The sequence below is a fragment of the Enhygromyxa salina genome, assembly GCF_000737335.2.
Lineage (GTDB): Bacteria > Myxococcota_A > Polyangia > Nannocystales > Nannocystaceae > Plesiocystis > Plesiocystis salina_C.
On record NZ_JMCC02000109.1, the window covers coordinates 1 to 17,090 of the forward strand.

13 protein-coding genes are annotated in these 17,090 nt (G+C 68.9%); 4 read left to right on the forward strand and 9 right to left on the reverse strand.

Annotated elements, in window-relative coordinates:
• Window positions 1–71: 71 nt before the first annotated feature.
• Window positions 72–1,880, reverse strand: a complete 1,809-nt coding sequence (locus DB30_RS32720) for a lysyl oxidase family protein (RefSeq protein WP_052556487.1) — start codon at window positions 1,878–1,880, stop codon at window positions 72–74.
• Window positions 1,865–2,434 carry a hypothetical protein gene (locus tag DB30_RS32725; protein ID WP_165704060.1) on the reverse strand — a complete coding sequence of 190 codons (570 nt, stop codon included), beginning with the start codon at window positions 2,432–2,434 and terminating at the stop codon, window positions 1,865–1,867. Before DB30_RS32725 ends, DB30_RS32720 begins: the two co-directional genes overlap by 16 nt.
• 76 nt (window positions 2,435–2,510) lie before the next feature.
• On the opposite strand from DB30_RS32725, the gene DB30_RS32730 reads away from it, so the two are divergent.
• Window positions 2,511–3,656 (forward strand): hypothetical protein, encoded by a 1,146-nt coding sequence (locus tag DB30_RS32730; protein WP_146661662.1) that lies wholly within the window; start codon window positions 2,511–2,513, stop codon window positions 3,654–3,656.
• Here DB30_RS32730 and DB30_RS32735 read toward each other — a convergent pair.
• Window positions 3,591–5,132: an alkaline phosphatase family protein gene (locus DB30_RS32735; RefSeq protein ID WP_052556493.1), complete on the reverse strand. Its 1,542-nt coding sequence runs from the start codon at window positions 5,130–5,132 to the stop codon at window positions 3,591–3,593. The two genes, DB30_RS32730 and DB30_RS32735, sit on opposite strands and share 66 nt — an antisense overlap.
• Before the next feature lie 296 nt (window positions 5,133–5,428).
• On the opposite strand from DB30_RS32735, the gene DB30_RS41855 reads away from it, so the two are divergent.
• The 3 genes from DB30_RS41855 to DB30_RS32750 all read left to right on the forward strand — a co-directional run bounded on the left by DB30_RS41855 (window position 5,429) and on the right by DB30_RS32750 (window position 9,682).
• The gene (locus DB30_RS41855; RefSeq protein ID WP_052556495.1) at window positions 5,429–6,055 is read left to right on the forward strand and encodes a TetR/AcrR family transcriptional regulator; all 627 of its coding nucleotides are present in this window, start codon (window positions 5,429–5,431) and stop codon (window positions 6,053–6,055) included.
• A gap of 125 nt (window positions 6,056–6,180) precedes the next feature.
• The gene (locus DB30_RS32745) at window positions 6,181–7,041 is read left to right on the forward strand and encodes a DUF4159 domain-containing protein (RefSeq protein ID WP_052556497.1); all 861 of its coding nucleotides are present in this window, start codon (window positions 6,181–6,183) and stop codon (window positions 7,039–7,041) included.
• A gap of 205 nt (window positions 7,042–7,246) precedes the next feature.
• Window positions 7,247–9,682 carry a hypothetical protein gene (locus DB30_RS32750; RefSeq protein ID WP_146661663.1) on the forward strand — a complete coding sequence of 812 codons (2,436 nt, stop codon included), beginning with the start codon at window positions 7,247–7,249 and terminating at the stop codon, window positions 9,680–9,682.
• A gap of 26 nt (window positions 9,683–9,708) precedes the next feature.
• Here DB30_RS32750 and DB30_RS32755 read toward each other — a convergent pair whose 3' ends face one another.
• From DB30_RS32755 to DB30_RS32780, 6 genes are all read right to left on the reverse strand, one after another.
• Window positions 9,709–10,398, reverse strand: a complete 690-nt coding sequence (locus tag DB30_RS32755; protein WP_052556501.1) for a tellurite resistance TerB family protein — start codon at window positions 10,396–10,398, stop codon at window positions 9,709–9,711.
• Between the two features lie 193 nt (window positions 10,399–10,591).
• Entirely contained in the window at window positions 10,592–12,301 is a 1,710-nt protein-coding gene (locus DB30_RS32760; protein ID WP_052556503.1) for a tetratricopeptide repeat protein, read from the reverse strand.
• Window positions 12,302–12,455: 154 nt separating this feature from the next.
• Window positions 12,456–13,568 (reverse strand): 3-deoxy-D-arabino-heptulosonate 7-phosphate synthase, encoded by a 1,113-nt coding sequence (locus DB30_RS32765; protein WP_052556505.1) that lies wholly within the window; start codon window positions 13,566–13,568, stop codon window positions 12,456–12,458.
• Between the two features lie 95 nt (window positions 13,569–13,663).
• Complete coding sequence (locus DB30_RS32770) at window positions 13,664–15,493, reverse strand: hybrid sensor histidine kinase/response regulator (RefSeq protein ID WP_052556507.1); 1,830 nt, start codon at window positions 15,491–15,493, stop codon at window positions 13,664–13,666.
• 44 nt (window positions 15,494–15,537) lie between these two features.
• Window positions 15,538–16,758: a pyridoxal phosphate-dependent aminotransferase gene (locus tag DB30_RS32775; protein ID WP_052556509.1), complete on the reverse strand. Its 1,221-nt coding sequence runs from the start codon at window positions 16,756–16,758 to the stop codon at window positions 15,538–15,540.
• Window positions 16,755–17,090 (reverse strand): RsmD family RNA methyltransferase (locus tag DB30_RS32780; protein ID WP_205633122.1); only part of this gene is annotated, 336 nt, incomplete at its 5' end. The genes DB30_RS32780 and DB30_RS32775, both read right to left, overlap by 4 nt.

Here is a 17,090-nt window from a genome sequence, read left to right on the forward strand (position 1 = left end):
AAGCAGTCAAGTGCTGTTGCGAGCAGGAGTAGGGGGGATGGTGAGGGCGCGCTTCGCTACTCGCTCGCTCTTTAGTTGAGGGTTACGGGGATCTCTAGGACGTTGTTGTCGTAGCGGCGCTCGACCAGGGTGGAGTGGGCCTTGCCGGCTGGGGGCAGGTTGACCTCCATGCGCAGGGTGTACTCGCCGAGCGGCACGTCGGTCACGTCGATCCACTGGCAGTCCAAGTGTGCGCCGTAGGTGTCGGACCAGCCCACCGTGAGGCCCTGGTTGAAGCAGGTGTAGACCCGGTCTTCTTCGCCTAGAAAATCCCACGCCCAGCCCTCCCAGTCGACCAGGCAAAACGCTTGCTTGTGGCCGGCGGCGACCACGTCGTCGCCGTCGAGCAGGTAGTACGCGGCGTAGTTGTCGAAGTGGTGGTGCTCGTGGCAGGGGGAGTAGGTGTAGAGATCTGGGTGGTTGGCGGGGATGCCAAGGACCAGGTCGCGCGAACCGATGTTGGCGGTCTTGGTGTCGAAGCGCAGGACCCTGCGCCAGCCCTCGCCGTCGACGCAGCCCTCGTAGAGGGAGCACGATCCGGGGTCGACCCAGATCAGCTGGGTGTAGACCGAGAGATCCCAATCCAGCACGGTCAGGTCCGGGGCGTCGCAGCCGAGCGGACCGGTGAGCGGGCCGCCTGGTTGAAGCGGCGGCTGGTCGCCGAGCTCGGGGGTTGGGTAGTCGCAGCGATAGACCCCGTCGTAGACCGGGCCCTTGGGGCAGCACAGCAGGTCGGCGCCGCAGGCCGGCGCGGGGTTGTTGGGATCACACAGGGCGCCTAGGCCCTGCGAGCACACGTCGGTGTTGGGGTAGCCCTCGACCAGGACCTCGTCGATCGCGGCCTCGACGACCACGGCCTCGGGGACCACCAGATCCGTCGCGGTGATCCGTAGGCGCGTGTCGGGGACCAGCTCGATCCCGCAGCCCGCGAACGCGACCGAGGTCCACAGGTTCTCGGGCTTGGCCCCTGCCCCGCCGTCGAGCTTCTCGAGCACGTGGACGCTGACGCCGTCGGGGGCTTCTGGGTTTGGGACCAACAGCGCGAGCTCGAGGCTGACCCCGGTCGGGACCAGATCCGAGCGATAAAAAAACCGCGCGAGCGAGACGCTGATGCTGGTCGCGGCGCTGGGGTCGAAGGGCGGCGAGGTCAGCACCACCGAGCCGCCGTCGACGTCGGCTTGGCCAAGCGTGCCGCCAGGGTTGTCACCCGTGAAGTAGCACTCGCCTACTTGGCAGTCGCCCGGCTGGGCGAGCTTGGCGTCGACGTCGTAGACCTGCTGCGGTGTGCCGCGGATCCACGCGCCGGTGTCCGCGTCGCCGCTGACGGTCCAGCCCAGGTCCCGCGAGAAGTCGTCGAAGAACAACACCTTGGCGTCGCCCTCCCAGCCGGTCGTGAAGCTCCACGTCTCGCTGTCGGGTGACTCGACGCTGGGGTTGTCGCGCTCGAAGGCGCGCGCGCGCCAGGTGTAGCTGCGCTCGCTCAGCAGGTTGAGCGGGCCCGTGCAGGTCCCCACGAACCCGTACTCGCCGGTCTCGCCGTTGGCCAGCTCGACGTCGTCAACCCACACGCGGTAGCCAAGCTCGTCGCCGTTTGGATCCTGCGCTGGGTCCCAACACAGCTCCGCGACCACCGGAACGTTGGACGCGCCGTCGCTTGGGCTGGACAGGGTTGGCGCGCTGGGGGCCTGATTGGACGACTCGGACGCGTCGCCGCCGTCGGTCGCCGACTCGCTCGACCCGTCGCCCGCTTCGACGCCCGGCGAGGAATGGCAGCCGAGCGCGGCGCCGCAAGACCCACCTAGAACCAGCCACGCGCCCGCGCGGGTCAAGCGGGCGCCCACGCGGCCTCGTCGATCTGGGGGAACGAGACCTTGCAGTTGGCGGCGCTGGTGATGCCTTCGATCCGCACGATCCCGTGGCGATCCGTGCGGCGGCGGACGACCTTGCCGGTTGCGAGGGTGACCTCGCACTCGGCCCCCGCGATCCCGACGTCGTCCTCGCCGACCAACAGGATCTCGACCCAGTGCGGCTGCTCGTCGAACATTGGCTGCGGCTCGCTGGACATGGCCTGCGGCGGCTCGTAGCGCTCGATCACGCCGGGCGTCACCCTGGGCACGACGCTGGGGAGCTCGTGGCAGACGAGCTTGTTCGCGGACGGATCGGCGCCCATGGCCTCAGCCACGCTGGCTCGACCCACCCGATGGTGCCGCGCGCGTTCGGGGCGTGGACTGGCGAGCTCGCGCTCGATCCCGCTGAGCCTTGGATCACCGCGGTACGCCGCGAGCAACCGCCGAAGCTCGAGCGCCGTCAACTTGCGGGCCCCAGTAGGCGCGCGCGTCCGACCGTCGCCGAACTCGTACTCGACACCTCCCAAACGGATGCGACGGACCCACACGCTCGAGCTTCTCACAGCCAGAGCAACCCCGACAACTGCGGTTGCTCGGGCGCGGCCGCCGTTGCAGGCTGGGGTGGTGGTGCGACCCGCGATTCGACCCAGGCTGATCGCGGGCGCGATCGGCTTTGTCGTGATCGCGGGGCTGGTAGCCGGCCCGGGGGTGGGGTCGGCCCTCGCCGCCAACGAGGCCCACGTTCGCACGCCCGTGTTGTGGCCGGCGCAGTGCGGGCGCGTGGTCGATCGCAGCGTCGATCCGATCGCGCGCTTCGAGTATGCGATCCCAGCCGAAGACACGACGATCGGCCCCGACGAGCTGCCCGACAGCCGCACCCACCAGTTCGTCGCGGTGTGTCGCCAGCACCCGCTGACCGAGCTGCTGCCCGGGTGGATCACCCGCGACGACGTCGAGCGCAGCGTCGAGCTTGGCTTGCTCGAGGCCAACGCCGTCACCTCGAGCGAGATCCTCGACGAGACCACGGTCTGGGCCGGCTGCTTCACGCGGATCACCGCCGACGACGAGCGCCGGCCGATCAGCTTCGCGCAGGCCGCCAGCGGCGTCGAGTGGGACACCAGCGCGGTCGAGCGCGGGGTCTGGTCGATCGCCGGCTACACCTTCGAGCCCGCGCTGAACCTGTGGCGCGAGCGGCCGGGGTTCGTGAAGGTGGTCGATGATCCTCGCGACCCAGAGCAGGACCTGCCCGCGCTGGCGCTGCTCGGGCAAGAGCAGGTCGTGGCGCCGGGCGACGCGATCGTGCTCGAGGCCTGCGTCGACGCGCACGGGCCCGCCGAGGTCACGATCGAGTGGGCCCCGTTCGCGCCGTCGCTGATCTGGCAGCCGCTCGCAACGATCACCGCGAGCGAAGATGGCCCGCTCGCGGTCGACCTGGTCGCGCCGGCTGCCGCCGCGGACTCGCAGATCCTGATCCGCGCGCGGATCGTCGACGCGCTCGGGCGCGAGTATGTCGGCCACGCGCCGGCGCGCGTGTCGGTGCTGCCCTGCCCCGACCCCGACAATTGCGTCGACCCGGTCGACCCCGTCGACCCGGTCGAGCCAGCGGACTCATCGCCCGCGCCCGCCGGCTGCTCGATCAGTTCCCAACAACCGCGCGGGCTGCTGTTCACACTCGCGTTGCTGCTTGCCTGGCTGCGGGTGCGCTCACCCAAGCCGGAGCAGCCCACGCGAAGCCATGCGCGCGCGCAGCAGCTCCACGCTGTCTCGTGACGCGCGGATCCAGCCGCGGTCGTCCCCCGCCCGCTGGCCCTTGGCGACCATCGCCGCGAGCTCGAGCTGACCGCCAAAGTTGGCCCCCGGCACGTACACCTTTGGATCCGCCGGCGCCACGATCACCGGCAGCGAGATCGGCGGGCGCGGGTTGTCGATGAGGTCTGGATCGATGCAGCTCGAGAGATCCGCGGTCGCGGCGACCCGCTCGTTGAGCGGCGGCAGCCCCCAGCGGGCCGCGACCGTGGCGGCGACCGAGACATGATCGAACACCGTACCGTTGACGCAGCTGGCCCGGACCTGCCCACCCACGACCAAGCTCGGGACCCGAAATCCAAGCTGCTCGAAGCCCGGGTGCGGGTCGACGGTCAGCGGCGGCGGCACGTGATCGTGAAACCCACCGTGCTCGTCGTAGGTGACGACCATCAGCGTGCGCCCCCAGTTGGGGCTGGCCGCGAGCGTCGCGTAGATCATCGCGATGAAGGCCTGGCCGTCGCGCACGTCGGCGGGCGGGTGATCATCGTTGCCGATCACCGGTCCAGCCGAGAACACCGGATCGATGATGCTGAAGCTGGGCAGCTCGCCGTTCTCCGCGTCGACGTAGAACTGGCTGAGGTGGGTCACGTGCTCGGCGTTGCCGGGGGTCCCGTAGCTGATCACGATCGGCAGGTTGGCGTAGTAGTAGCGGTGCGAGATGCCGGCGTCCGCGAGCTGGTCGAAGATGCTGGCGACCCCGTCGATCGGCTCGTTGGTCTGCATCCCGTCCGAGTCGGCGCAGTGCAGGTAGAAGCGATTGGGCCAGGTCGACGTCATGACCGACGAAAACCACCGATCACAAAGGACGTACTCGTCGGCCAGCGCGTGATAGACCCCAAGCTGCGGCCGCAGGTAGTAGTTCATGACCTCGGCGAACTCCTGCGCGCCCTTGTTCTGGTACTCGGTCACGAACCCATCGTTGGCGCCGCCATTGAACTGCGCGTGCGAGGACCCCCACGAGTGGGGCGGATCATTGTCGTGGATCCACAGCCGCGTGTTGGCTACGCCGATCGGCTCACCCTGCAGCGAGGGGTTGGTCTCGGCTCCGGTGAGCCCGTCGACCGGCAGCCCTTCCGCCAACGACATGCCGCCAAAGTAATGATCGAAGCTGCGGTTCTCCATCATCACGACCACGATGTGATCAATGCCAGACAGCAATTCAGCGGGGCTGAGCTCGCTCGACTCGCACACTTCGTAGTCGCCGTCACCGGTGTCGGTGTCGGTCCCGGTGTCGCCGGTCTCGGTGTCGCCGGTCTCGGTGTCCCCGGTCCCGGTGTCCCCGTCGCCGTCGCCGCTCTCGCTGGTGCCGCTGCCGCTGCCGCCGTGGGTTCCGCTCTCGGTCCCGCTCCCGCCCTGCCCGCCCGCGTCCGAGCACGCCCCGATCGTCGCGGCCCCCACCAACGCGCCCAAGCCCTGCAGCGCGCGGCGACGCGAGACCAACTCATCGCCCGGCGCTGGACGGCGACGACGAACACGCGAACGACGAACACGAACCGGCAATGAGCTCATGCACTCGTCTAACACGAGTCACCCAGGCGCGGGTAACCATGCTGAGCTTCCAAGTGCCCGCGCGGCGGGCGGGTTTCGCATCGGCGCGATGTTCATCGATGACGCAAGACGCGTTGGCTTCTGTGGAGGTCATTGAGGTTGACCGACTCATACACCGGGGCTAGAACTCGGACCGCTGGTCGAACTGCTGGTCCCGTCAATCCACCCGGTCCAGTAATACCCCCGCGATGCCCCTTCCACGCTTCGAGAAGCTCGAGCCCGACCGACAGCAGACCATCTTGGCGGCCGCGCGGGCGGAGTTCTCGGCGCACGGGTTCGCGAACGCCTCCTACAACACGATCATCAAGGCAGCCGGCCTCTCCAAGGGGGCCATGTACTACTACTTCGCCGACAAGGCGGACCTGTGCCGCACCGTCATCGAGCGGGTGGTCGTGCAGCTCACCCACGCGATTGGCGAGCTCGGCCCATTTGACGATGCGCGCAGCTACTGGGCCCAGATTCGGGCCTACGCAGAGAGAGCTGCGCTCGAGATGCTGGCAATGCCCGAGCTCGCCGACCTGACGCGCTTGATCTACGGCGAGGGCAGCAGCTCCGAGGTGCTCGGCCCGCTGATCGAGCGCGGCGAGGCCTGGTGTACGGAGCTGCTCGCCGCCGGGCAGCGGGTTGACGCGGTCCGCAGCGACATCCCGCTGTCGTTTCTGGCGACCGCGGTGATCGGCGTGCTGGTCCACACCGATCGCTGGATCGCCCAGAACCTCGAGACCCTCGAGCCCGCCGAATTCGAGCGACTCAGCCTCGCCTGCCTAGACATGGTCGAGCACCTCGCGAGGCCAAGCGCCGCAAGCCCAGCCTGACGGGCGGCCACCATGCACGGCGCGACCGCCGAAGGGGTCGCGCCAGCCATGGGATCCGCCGCGCCGCGATCCGCGACAGCGCGCACTCCCCCGCGATCGATTCGGGCGCTATAGTTCGCGCCCGCATGCGAACGCGCAGCAAGCCGTGGCCACGTCGGCGCTTCCTCCACGCCGCTGGTGGTCTCGGCGCGCTGATGATCGCCGATCGGGCCCACGCCGCGCCGCCGCGCGAGCCCGAGCTACCGCCAGATCTGCTCGAAGAGTATGACGAGCTCGGCTTCGACCTGTTCGCGCCACGCAGCGGCCCGCAGCTCGAGCTCGATCTCCCCCAGCTCGAGTACGGCGGCGACTGGAACCCCCGGCCCGGCGCGCTGAAGCAGCTTGGCCAAGAGCTGCGCCTGCGGACCCGGCTCGCGCCGATGCGCGACCCCTCGATCGTCAGCCTCGATCCCAGCGAGCTGTTCCAGACGCCGTTCGTGTACATCGCGGGCCGCGGCGGGCTCCCGGGGTTGGTCGGCAACGAACAGGCAGAGCGGCAGCTGCGTCGCTTCGTCGATCTGGGCGGCATGATCGTGTTCGACGACGCCGACGGCGGCGCGGACTTTGGGTTTGGCCGCGACGTGGACTCACTGGTCGGGGCGATGCTCCCCGGCACCAAGCTCTCGCGCGTGGGGGCCGACCACGTGTTGTTTCGCAGCTTCTACATCATCGACTTCCCGGCCGGTCGGACCCGCACGAGCGACCACGTGCTCGGCGTCCAAGACGAGGGGCGGATCAAGATCCTGGTCATGCCCAACGATCTTGGCGGCGCGCTCGCCCGCGGTGACGACGGCTACTTCCGCTGGAACTGCACCCCGGGCGGCAGCGTCCAGCGCGAGTGGGCGATCCGGTTCGCGGTCAACATCCTGCTCTACGCCACCTGCACCGACTACAAGTCGGATCGCGCCCACGTCGAGACCCTGATGCGCAGCGACAGGGGCCGGTAGACTCGAGCATGCTCGCGGCCATCGAGCATGCTCGCGGCCATCGAACGGTGTGATCTCGACGTGGCCGCCGGGCCGCATGGCGATGCGCCGTGGTGCCCGGCCTGAGCTGCCAGCGACAGGCGATCCGCGCCAAACGAGCCGACCTCGAGCGTGCTTTTTTCGGGGCCGCCGCCCGCTCGCCGTCGTCTGGGGTATGAACAGCCTCATGCAGCGCGACTGGAGCCTGACGATCGGGCACGAGCCTGGGCTGCTCGCGTGGCTGTTGCTGATCGCGTGCGTCGGCCTGGCGTTGGTCGAGCTCGCCACCGTCGTGCGCCGCGGCCTCGCTCGCGGCGCCTCCAAGGCCAGCACCACGTCCGACACCAAGCGCACCCGCGCGGCGCTGGCCTCGGTCGTCGCGCTGCGCCTGCTCGCCGTGATCGCGCTGCTCGCCGTGGTGCTCGAGCTTGGCGTGCGCGTCGAGACCTTCTCCGGCACCAGCCGGCGGGTCGTGGTGCTCATCGATCACTCGGCGAGCATGGCCCTGGCCGACAGCCCGGCCGACGCCAAGCCCGGCGAGACAACGACCGCCCGCTTCGATCGGGTCCGCGCGCTGTGGTCGGCCGGGGCCGACGCCCGCGAGCGTTGGCGCGAAGACGGGGTCGACGTCGAGGTGCGTGGCTTCGCCAGCGACGTGACCCCGCTGACCCGCGCCGGGGCCGACACCCTCGAGCTCGAGCCCAACGGCGGCGCCTCGGAGCTGACCCGCGCGCTGGTCGAGCTCGCCGAGGCCGACGCGGGCGAGGGCGCACCGCTGGCGGGGGTCGTCGTGATTTCGGATGGGCTCGTCAGCCACGATCGCGCCGGCGCCCAGCACCTCGGGGCGGTCGTCGACGCGCTCGAGGTCCCAGTCACCAGCGTCGCCGCTGGCGGCCCCACGATCCGCGACGTCTCGATCGCCGCCCTGCACGTGGGCGAGTTCGCGTTTGTCGAGAACCTGACGGAGTTCTCGGCCGAGCTGGTCGCCCACCGCTGCGAGGGTGAGCGCGCAGAGATCTCGCTGCTGCGCGACGGCGAGCTGGTGACCACCCAGCGCGTGCGGCTTGGCGCCGACGGTGAGCGACGCGAGCTTCGCTTCGAGGTCGCGCCGGATCGCACCGGGCAGTTCGTCTACGAGTTTCGCGTGACGCCGCTGGCCCGCGAAGCCAGCGTCAACAACAACAACAGGGCCTTCGTGATCAAGGTGCTGCGCGACAAGGTCAGGGTCCTGCACGTGGCCGGGCGCCCCGACTGGGACGTCCGCGCGCTGCGGACCCTGCTCAAGCGCGACCCCAACGTCGAGCTGCTCAGCTACTACATTTTGCGCGACATGGAAGACACCATGCGCGACGACGGGACCGCGCCGCTGAGCTTGATCGCGTTCCCGACCGAGCAGCTGTTCCGCGAAGAGCTCGGCAGCTTCGATCTGCTGATCATGCACAACTTCGACGCCGCGACCCACGGCGACTACCTCGGTAACGTGGCCGAGTACGTGCGCGAGGGCGGGTCGCTCGTGGTGATCGGCGGTGACCTGGGGCTCGGCTCGGGTGACTTCGCCGTGCCGGCCTTCACCAAGCTCATGCCGATCGACATGCGCTCGCCGCTCGAGCTGGTGCGCGAGCCCTTCTCGCCCAAGCTGACCGAGTCCGGCCGCCGCCACCCGATCACCGCGTGGCTAGCCGAGGCCGGCCGCGGCGACTGGAACGGGCTGCCGCCGCTCGACAGCTTCAACCCAGCCAGCTACGCGCGCGAGGGCGATCAAGTCGACGCGACCGCGCTCTTGGTCCACCCCGATCGCCACGCCGCCGACACCCGCCTGATGCCCCTGCTCGCCGTCGCCGAGCCCGGAAAGGGCCGCGTCGTGACGCTGACCACCGGCTCGACCTGGCGGCTTGGCTTCGCCCCGGATCTGCCCTTGATCGACGGCGCGCGGCCCTACGATCTGCTGTGGCTCGGGGCCGTTCGCTGGCTGTTGCGCGACGCCTCGGCCGAGCGACTGGTCCTCGAGATCGCCCAGTCCGAGCACGCCGTCGGTGATCCGGTCGGCCTCTCGGTGCGTACGCTGTCGGCTAGCTACGCGCCCGAGCCCGAGGTCGAGGTCGACTACCAGATCCGCCCGCTCGACCCCATCCGCGCCGAGCAGGCCGCCGCCGCCGCAGCGGGTCGCCTGACCACCGACGGTCTGGGCCGCGCGCACACCCGGATCGAGGGCTTGTCCGCGGGTGCCTACGAAGCCGTGGCCTGGCGCGCCGACGAGGCCGCGCCGGCCGACGATCCGGCCGACGACCCGGCCGACGACAGCGCGCACGCATCGGAGCTGGGCCAAGCGGCCAGGCGCGTGTTCCTGATCGGCGGTGGAGGCCGCGAGCTCGCCCTCGTCAACGCAGATCCAGGGACATCGCTGCTCCGGGACCTCGCCGAGCGCAGCGGCGGCGACTTCATCGAGGCGATCAACGGTGACGAGCTGCCCACCGACCTCAGGCTCGCGGACCTCGACACGCTCGAGCGGACCGCGACCGGTCGCGAGGACGTGCCGCTATGGGACAGCTGGATCGCCCTGCTGGTCGCGATCGCGGCGTTCGGCGGCGAGTGGGTGCTGCGACGTCGGATCGGCGAGCGCTGACAACCGTGTCCGTGACACCGAGGGGGTCACACCGCCGGCGGCAGCTGCCCGCGCGCGAACGATAGCGTCGCCGACTCGGAGATCCCGAGCTTGGTGCGGACCTCTTCGAGCATCAATTTTTCCTCGTCCGCCACGTGCCCATCGGACGCCGCGATCTCGGCCAGGTAGCCGAACACCAGCGCCTTCTCTTGGTCCTCGAGGATCCCGCCAAGCAAGAACGCGAGCTCCGAGACGCCCGGCAGATCCTTGTGGTTGGCCAAGACCTTGAAAAAATCGTCGGCCACGAAGTCCACGAACAACTGGCGCCCGACCTCGAGCGTGACCGCGACCTCTTCGTCTTCGACCTTGCCGTCGGCCGCGATCATGGCCGCGGCCAGACCATAGGCCACGCGCAAGGGATCCGCTTCGGCGCCGTCATCGGGGATCCCAGCTTGCTCGAGCGCGCGCTTGACCCCCGCTTCGTCAGACCGAACAAACAGCCCCCGCACCGCCCCGTAGGTGATCATCATGGGATTGAGCACGACCGCGGTCACGCTGAACCAACCGATCAAGGACGAGACCCCAACTTCTTTGTAGATCGCCCGCCGAACACAGCGACGGCAGCCCATGAACTTGCGAACGCCAAGGGTGTGGGCGACGACCCGGCCGCGAACGTAGGGGATCGTCGCCACCGTCTCGATGTCGCGGTCGTGGCAGTAGGGGCAGCGCTGGCTCATGTTCGTCTCTGGTGGCCAATGGTAGGACGGATCGAGGGCCGACATGTACCCCCATCAAGCGAGACCACGCTGCGCGAGGTGAGCAACAACACCGCCAGTGGGGTCCCCACACCCCACGGATGGCCGTGGGGCGAGAGAGGCGAACCGCTACATCCCACGCACCAGTGCACGCGCGATCTAGCGGTTCGCCTTTCTAGATCCCAACGATGATCTTCACGCCTGGCTCGGCGAACACCGCCTTGGGACCCGTCGGCGCCTGGACGACCGCGAGCCCCGGCGCGCCAAGCTCGAGCTCGCTCTGCGACTCACCGGCGACCTTGATCACGTGCTCTTGCTTGGGACCGGTGATCTTGGCCTCGAACTCGCCGCTCTCCTTGCGATCGAGCAGCAGCAGCGCCGCGTCGGGCTTGTCGGCCGGCGCCAGCGCGGCGTCGTAGGGATAAAACTCGGTGATGGTTTTTTCGAGCTCACCTAGCCGGGTCTCGAACGCTGGGATCCGCAGGTAGTCGCGGGCGGCCGCGTCGTCGTAGGCGGCCTGCACGAAGCGCACTTGCGCGAGCGCCCGACCGTAGTAGTTGATGCGCCCGGCCGGGTAGCTGAAGGTCTCGAGCTCGCGGTAGCGCTCGTACCAGACCGTGCGCAGCCCTTCGAAGCGGGTCTGGGCCTCGAGCTCTGCGCGGGCGAGGTGGTTGTCGAGCAGATCGGGGGCGTAGCGCTCGGCTCGCTCGAGCCCAGCGCGCGCGGCGGTGAACTGACCGATCCCCATCATGTTGCGCACATAGACCAGCTCGAGCAACGCCCTGAGCTTCGGGTGGGCCTCGTCGCCCTCCCACTTGGCGAGCAGCTTGCGAGCCTCGCTGGTGCTGCGCGCGGCGGTGGCGATGATGTTCTGAAAGCTCAAGGTCCGGTTGCCGGGATCCAGCTCCAAGGCCTGCGCGAGGATCTTGCGGGCCGCCCCGTCCTCGTCGGCGGCGAGGTGGATCGCCGCGCGCTGCATGAACAAGTTCATCAGGGTCTCGCGCAGCCTGGCCAGATCGGCGTCGGGGATCGCCCCTTCGGCCTCGGCGTAGGTCGCAAGCCCGCGCTGCGTGCCCTGATCGTAGTCGCGGGCGTAGATCTGCAGCGAGGCCGCGTACATGCTCAACTCTAGCTTGTCGATGATCCGCTGCGACGCCGCTACCTTGCGACGCGGATCCGGGAGCGCGAGCGCTGCACTGATCGCGGCGTCCTCGTGGGCGAGCGCGGCGTTGTAGATGATCGCGGTTCGCTTGTCCCACCACACTTGCTGGGCGCCGACCTGGTCGGGCGGCATCAGGCGCTGCGCGTGATCGAGATAACCCACCGCCTCGATCCCCGTTCCGTAGTGACCCACGGTGTAGACGTCGACCTTGGCGAGCACCGTGATCGGATCGCGGTTCATGCCAAGCGCGAGCTCGAAGTCCGAGAGCGCGTCCGCGTAGTCACCGTCGCGGACCCCCGCTTGGCCACGCTCGAGGTAGATGACCGCGATCATGGTCTTGCAGCCGCGGCAGCCCTTGCCCTCCATCAACGTGTCGATCGCCTCGGTGTAGCGCTCGACCTTCATCAGGGCGCGGGCGTAGGCGATGCGGCTCTCGTCGCGGGTTGCGTCGAGCGACAGCGCCTCGCGCAGGTGCCCCATCGCGTCGTCGGACTTGCCCTCGTTCATCAGCCGTCCGCCACGGTTGATCAGCAAGTTGACCAGCAGCGCGCGCGCCTCGTCGGAGTCCTTGCCCTTCGAGCGCATGGTGTCGCGGTACAGGGTCTCGGCCGTAGCCTCGTCCCCCGCGTTGAGGGCGATCTGTGCCTCTTCCAGCTTGCTCTTCGAGTTCTGAAAGTACGCACAACCGCTGACGATCAGCAGCCCGGACAAGCTCAGCGTCACAAGCCCTGCACTTCGATTCACGAGCCACATGACCGCCCTTATATCGCTGTCGTTTTTGTATTTCAAATCACACCGTCAAGCCCGACCTCACGCACGGGAGGTCAGTTTCGCGCTCGTCACGGCACACAAGCGAGTGCCGCGCTGGAGACCCCCCTCACTCGCCCGAGACGGCCCGCAGCGCTGGCTCGATGTGCTCTTCGAAGCGCAGCACGGCCTCGACCAGGCGCGCGTACTTGTCCATGTCGAGGGCCTGCGCCGCGTCGCACAACTGCTGCTCGCGAAAGCTCTCTGTGTGCAGCGTCTCTGTCATGGTCCCGTCGACCAAATATCCAAGCGACGCGATCATGTTCTGCCCGACGATCTGGTGATCGCCCGCCGGGTGGCTGGGATCGAAGATCACCGGCAAGATCGTTTGCTTGCGAACGTGGGTGATCACGTTCAGGTCCGGGTGAAACCGGCAGTACCCGCCCTTGACGTAGAGCGTCTTCATGCCGCGCTCGCACAGCACGATGTCGAGGTTGCCCTGGTTGGCGATGTACTCGGCGGCGAAGAACCACTCCTTGGCCTCGTTGCCAAACCCACGCTTGAGGATCACCGGCTTGTGCGAGCGGCCGACCGCCTCGTGGAGATCGAAGTTCTGCGCGTTGCGGGTCCCGATCTGCAGCATGTCCGCGTGCGCGGCGATCTCTGGCACGAGGTTGTGATCCATGACCTCCGTGACGTAGGGCAGCCCGGTCTCCTCGCGGGCCGCGTCGAGCATCGCTAGGCCCTTCATGCCGAGCCCGCGCCAGTCGGTGGGTCGGGTCCGGGGCTTGAACGCGCCGCCCCGCAAGATGATGCGATCGAGCACGCCAAAGCGCTCGCCGATCGCCTTGGCGAGCTTGGCGATCGCCAGCACCTGCTCGAGCTCCTGCGCCGAGTCGGGCCCCACCATGAACACGTGCTTGCCGGCGCCGATCCGCCGGACCAGGCCATCGAGGCCCGGGACCTCGACCGGTCGTCGCTCGCGGATGTGGGCGCGCCCGTCCTCGCTGCGCACGACCCGGGCGATGTTCTTGTAGTCGCTGGCCACCGCCCAAGCCTGGCGGACGCCAGGCAGGCCGCGCAGGTACCCCGCGCGGGACTCGAAGGACCGCGTATCCCCCACGACGCAGGCGGTCACGAACAACGGCGCGTCCTCGACCTCGACCTTGTTGCCGCAGCGGGCCGCGAGGTCGCGGATCTGCTGAAGCGTGGTCTCGTTGCCCTTCTCGACCTCGATGATCATGTGAAGCGCAGGGTCCAGGATCGCTGTTGACCACGCAAGTCCGCAGGGCGTGCGCCCGCCCCCGCCCAGCTCAGCTCAGCTCAGCTCAGCCCAGCTCAGCCCACGGCGTCGAGAATTTCGCGAGTGGCGATCGCCAGCTCCTGCAACGTCGCAGGCTTCTGCAAGAAGCTGATCCGGCCCTGCTCGACTTGCTCGCGCAGCTCGGCGACGTCGAGGTTGCCAGACATGAACAGGATCGGCAGCTCGGGCGCGCGCGCGTACAGCTGCTTGGCGAGGTCGGCCCCACCCAGCCGCGGCATCGACACATCGGTCAGCACCAGCTCGACGACGAGGCCGCCCTCGAGCAGCTCGAGCGCCTCGACGCCGTCCTCAGCGACCCCGACCTCGTAGCCAAGCACGCGCAACAGCCGAGCCGTGGACTTGCGGACCCCGTCGTTGTCCTCGACGAGCAAGATCCGCTCTTTGCCACGCGGCGCCGAGGCCCACGCCGGACACGGCTTGGGCGACGCGGCGACCTGCTCGAGCGGCATGAGCGGCAAGAACACCGAGAAGCAACTGCCCTCCCCCTCGCGGGTCTGCACCTCGACATGCCCGCCCTCTTGGGACGCGACGGCGTGCACGTTGGCCAGGCCCAGCCCGGTGCTGGAGCCCGACTGCTTGGTCGTGAAGAAGGGATCGAACACGTGCGGGAGCACGTCTGGCGCGATGCCGGTCCCGGTGTCGCGGACCTCGAGACACACGAACGGCGCCGCCAAGCGCGGGGCGGTGAGCGAGCCAGTCGAGCGCTCGACCCGCGACGTCTTGCAGATCAGGCGCCCACCTCCCGGCATCGCGTCGACGGCGTTGATCGCGAGGTTGAGCAACAGCTGATCGAACTGCATCGGATCGAGGCGAACCGGCAGCGGCTGATCTCCGAGCTCGACCACGAACTCGATCGACTCGACGAGCATGTGGCGAATGATCTTGACCCCCGACCTGACCCGCTCGTTGAGGTCGAACACGACCGGGCGCACGACGTATCGACGGCTGAAGGTCATCACCTGCGCGACCAGCTCGCGCGCCGCTCGGGTCACCCGCTGGATCTCGACGACCCGGTCGCGCGCGACCGGACCCAGGCTGCGGTCGAGCTCGAGCAGCTCACCCATGCCGATGATCACCGCCAACAGGTTGTTGAACTCATGGGCGATCCCGCCGGCCAGGCTGCCGATCGCCTCGAGCTTCTGGCTCTGATGCATGCGCTGCTCGAGCTGCCTGGTCTGGGTCAGATCCTCGAGCAACGCCATGCTGCCGGTCACCGCGCCGTCGTCGTCATGCAACAGCGCCGTGTGCATGCGCAGCTCGATCCGCGAGCCGTCCTTGCGCTGCCGGGTGCCTTCTACGGCCGTGAAGCCCTCACCCGTGGTCATGGCGTGGGTCCACAGCTGATCGAAGCTCGCGAGCTGCTCGGCGGGCACCAGCGGATAAGGCTTGCCGAGCACCTCGTCGCGCGTGAACCCAAAGGTGCGCTCGGCTGCGCCGCTCCACACGGTCACGTTTCGGTCGTTGTCGAGGCACAAGATCGCCAGCGGCGAGGACTCGAGGATCAGGTCCAAGCGCCGCCGCGTCCCCTCGGGGTCGGGCGCGAACCCAGCGCTGACGAGCGGACGGACCAGCAGCGTGTGGCCGGGCGGCGCCACGCGAGCCTTGCAGGTGACTTCGACGAGCGCGCCAGCGACCTCCAGCCGTGCGCGCGTCGTTGGCGTTGGCGAGGACGGCTCCGCGAGTCCGAGCAGCGCGGGCCCGGCAACGCTCACGTCGGCGAACGCCCGCCCCACCAACGATGACGGGGTCGGGAGCGCGAGCAGGGCGACGAATTCCTCGTCGATATCAACAATGTTCCCGGCTGCGTCGAGCAGGCAAACGCCAACTCGGTCATCGTCCGTCACGCGCGGCAGTTTACCACGGCGGCGGCGCCGGCGAGCCGTCAGACTCAGCCCTGGCGCAGCGCCGCGCCGAGTGCTTCGAGCCCGGCCTCGATGTCCTCGCGCGAGCACGCGAAGCTCAGCCGCAAGTGACCCGGCGCGCCGAAGGCCGAACCGGGCACCGTGGCCACGCCCTTGTCCTCCAGCAGGAAAGTCGCCAGCGCCAGGTCGTCTGCAAACCGAGCGCCTTCGCCACACATGCGCGAGAAGTCGGGGAACACGTAGAATGCGCCATCGGGCTCGACGAGCTCGGCCCCCGCAGCGCGCAGCCCGGCGATCATCGCGAGGCGACGCTCAGCGAAGCGCGAACACATGACCTCGACCTCGGCGTTGGCGGTGGCGTCGGTCACCGCCGCGATCGCAGCCCACTGCGCCGGCGTGCTCGCGCCCGAGGTCATCTGTCCCTGGATCGCGGTGACCGCGTCGGCGATCGGCTCGGGCACGACCAAGAACCCGATCCGCCAGCCTGTCATCGCGTGGCTCTTGGACACGCCGTCGACGATCACGATCTGGTCTTCGATCCCCGGGATCCCTCGCACCGCGCGGACCACCGAAGCGTGCGGCTCGCCGTAGGTCAGCTTGCGATAGATGTCGTCGGTCAGGATCCACGTCTGCGGGGCGTGGTCCGCCAAGACCTGCGCGAGCGCCCGCAGCTCTGCGGCCGAGTAGGCCACGCCCGTCGGGTTGGAGGGGCTGTTGAGCAGCAGATACTTGGTCTTGGGCCCGACGGCTTCGCGCAGCTGCGCGGGCGTCAGCTTGAAATTCTGCGCGCGCGGACACGAGACGATCTTGGCGGTGCCGCCCCCGAGCTGGACCATCTCTGGGTACGAGACCCAATACGGGGCACAGAACACGACCTCGTCGCCGGGATCCAGCGTTGCCATGAACAAGTTGGCGAGGCTGTGCTTGGCCCCGCACGACACGATCACCTGCGCGGCCGAGATCTCGACGCCGTGGTAGGCCGCGAGCTCGGCGGCCACGGCTTCACGCAGCTGCGGCAAGCCGGGGACTGGCGCATAGCCAACGGGTGCGTTGACCAGGCGCTTGGTGACCGCGGCGGCGACGGCCGCGGGCGGAGCGAAGTCAGGCTGACCTGCGCTGAAGTTGAAGATCTTGCGACCGGCGGCGCGGAGTTCACCTGCGCGAGCCGAGATCGCCAAGGTGGCAGAAGGCTTGATCGATCGGGCGACCGCGTTGCTGTTCAGTGGGTGCGAGGGTTGGCTGGTCATGAAGGGCTCGTCTGGCTCGGTTGGTAGCGGAGAAACTCGAGCGCGGTCTGGCCGTGGTCGCGCTTGGCTTCGCTGCGCAAGCTGGTAGGGAATGGGATCTGTGGCGCCCGGCCGCGGTGCTTTTGATACTCGATCACGATCACCGCGTCGTCAGCGAGGTGCTCGTGGGTCACCAGCGCGTCGAGGACCGCCGCGTAGAGATCGAGCTGCTCGTAGGGTGGATCGACGAGTACCAGATCGAAGCGGCCGGGGCCCACACCCGCCCCCATGCCCGCGGAGCGCCCGGGAGCGCCCGCGGAGCGCCCGGGAGCGCCCGCGGAGCGCCCGGGAGC

Excerpts from the sequence above, each read along its gene's own strand:
- DB30_RS41855 (WP_052556495.1), top strand. The coding sequence starts at position 5,429 with ATGCCCCTTCCACGCTTCGAGAAGCTCGAGCCCGACCGACAGCAGACC.
- DB30_RS32745 (WP_052556497.1), top strand. The coding sequence starts at position 6,181 with ATGCGAACGCGCAGCAAGCCGTGGCCACGTCGGCGCTTCCTCCACGCC.
- DB30_RS32750 (WP_146661663.1), top strand. The coding sequence starts at position 7,247 with ATGCAGCGCGACTGGAGCCTGACGATCGGGCACGAGCCTGGGCTGCTC.
- DB30_RS32755 (WP_052556501.1), bottom strand. The coding sequence starts at position 10,398 with ATGAGCCAGCGCTGCCCCTACTGCCACGACCGCGACATCGAGACGGTG.
- DB30_RS32765 (WP_052556505.1), bottom strand. The coding sequence starts at position 13,568 with ATGATCATCGAGGTCGAGAAGGGCAACGAGACCACGCTTCAGCAGATC.
- DB30_RS32775 (WP_052556509.1), bottom strand. The coding sequence starts at position 16,758 with ATGACCAGCCAACCCTCGCACCCACTGAACAGCAACGCGGTCGCCCGA.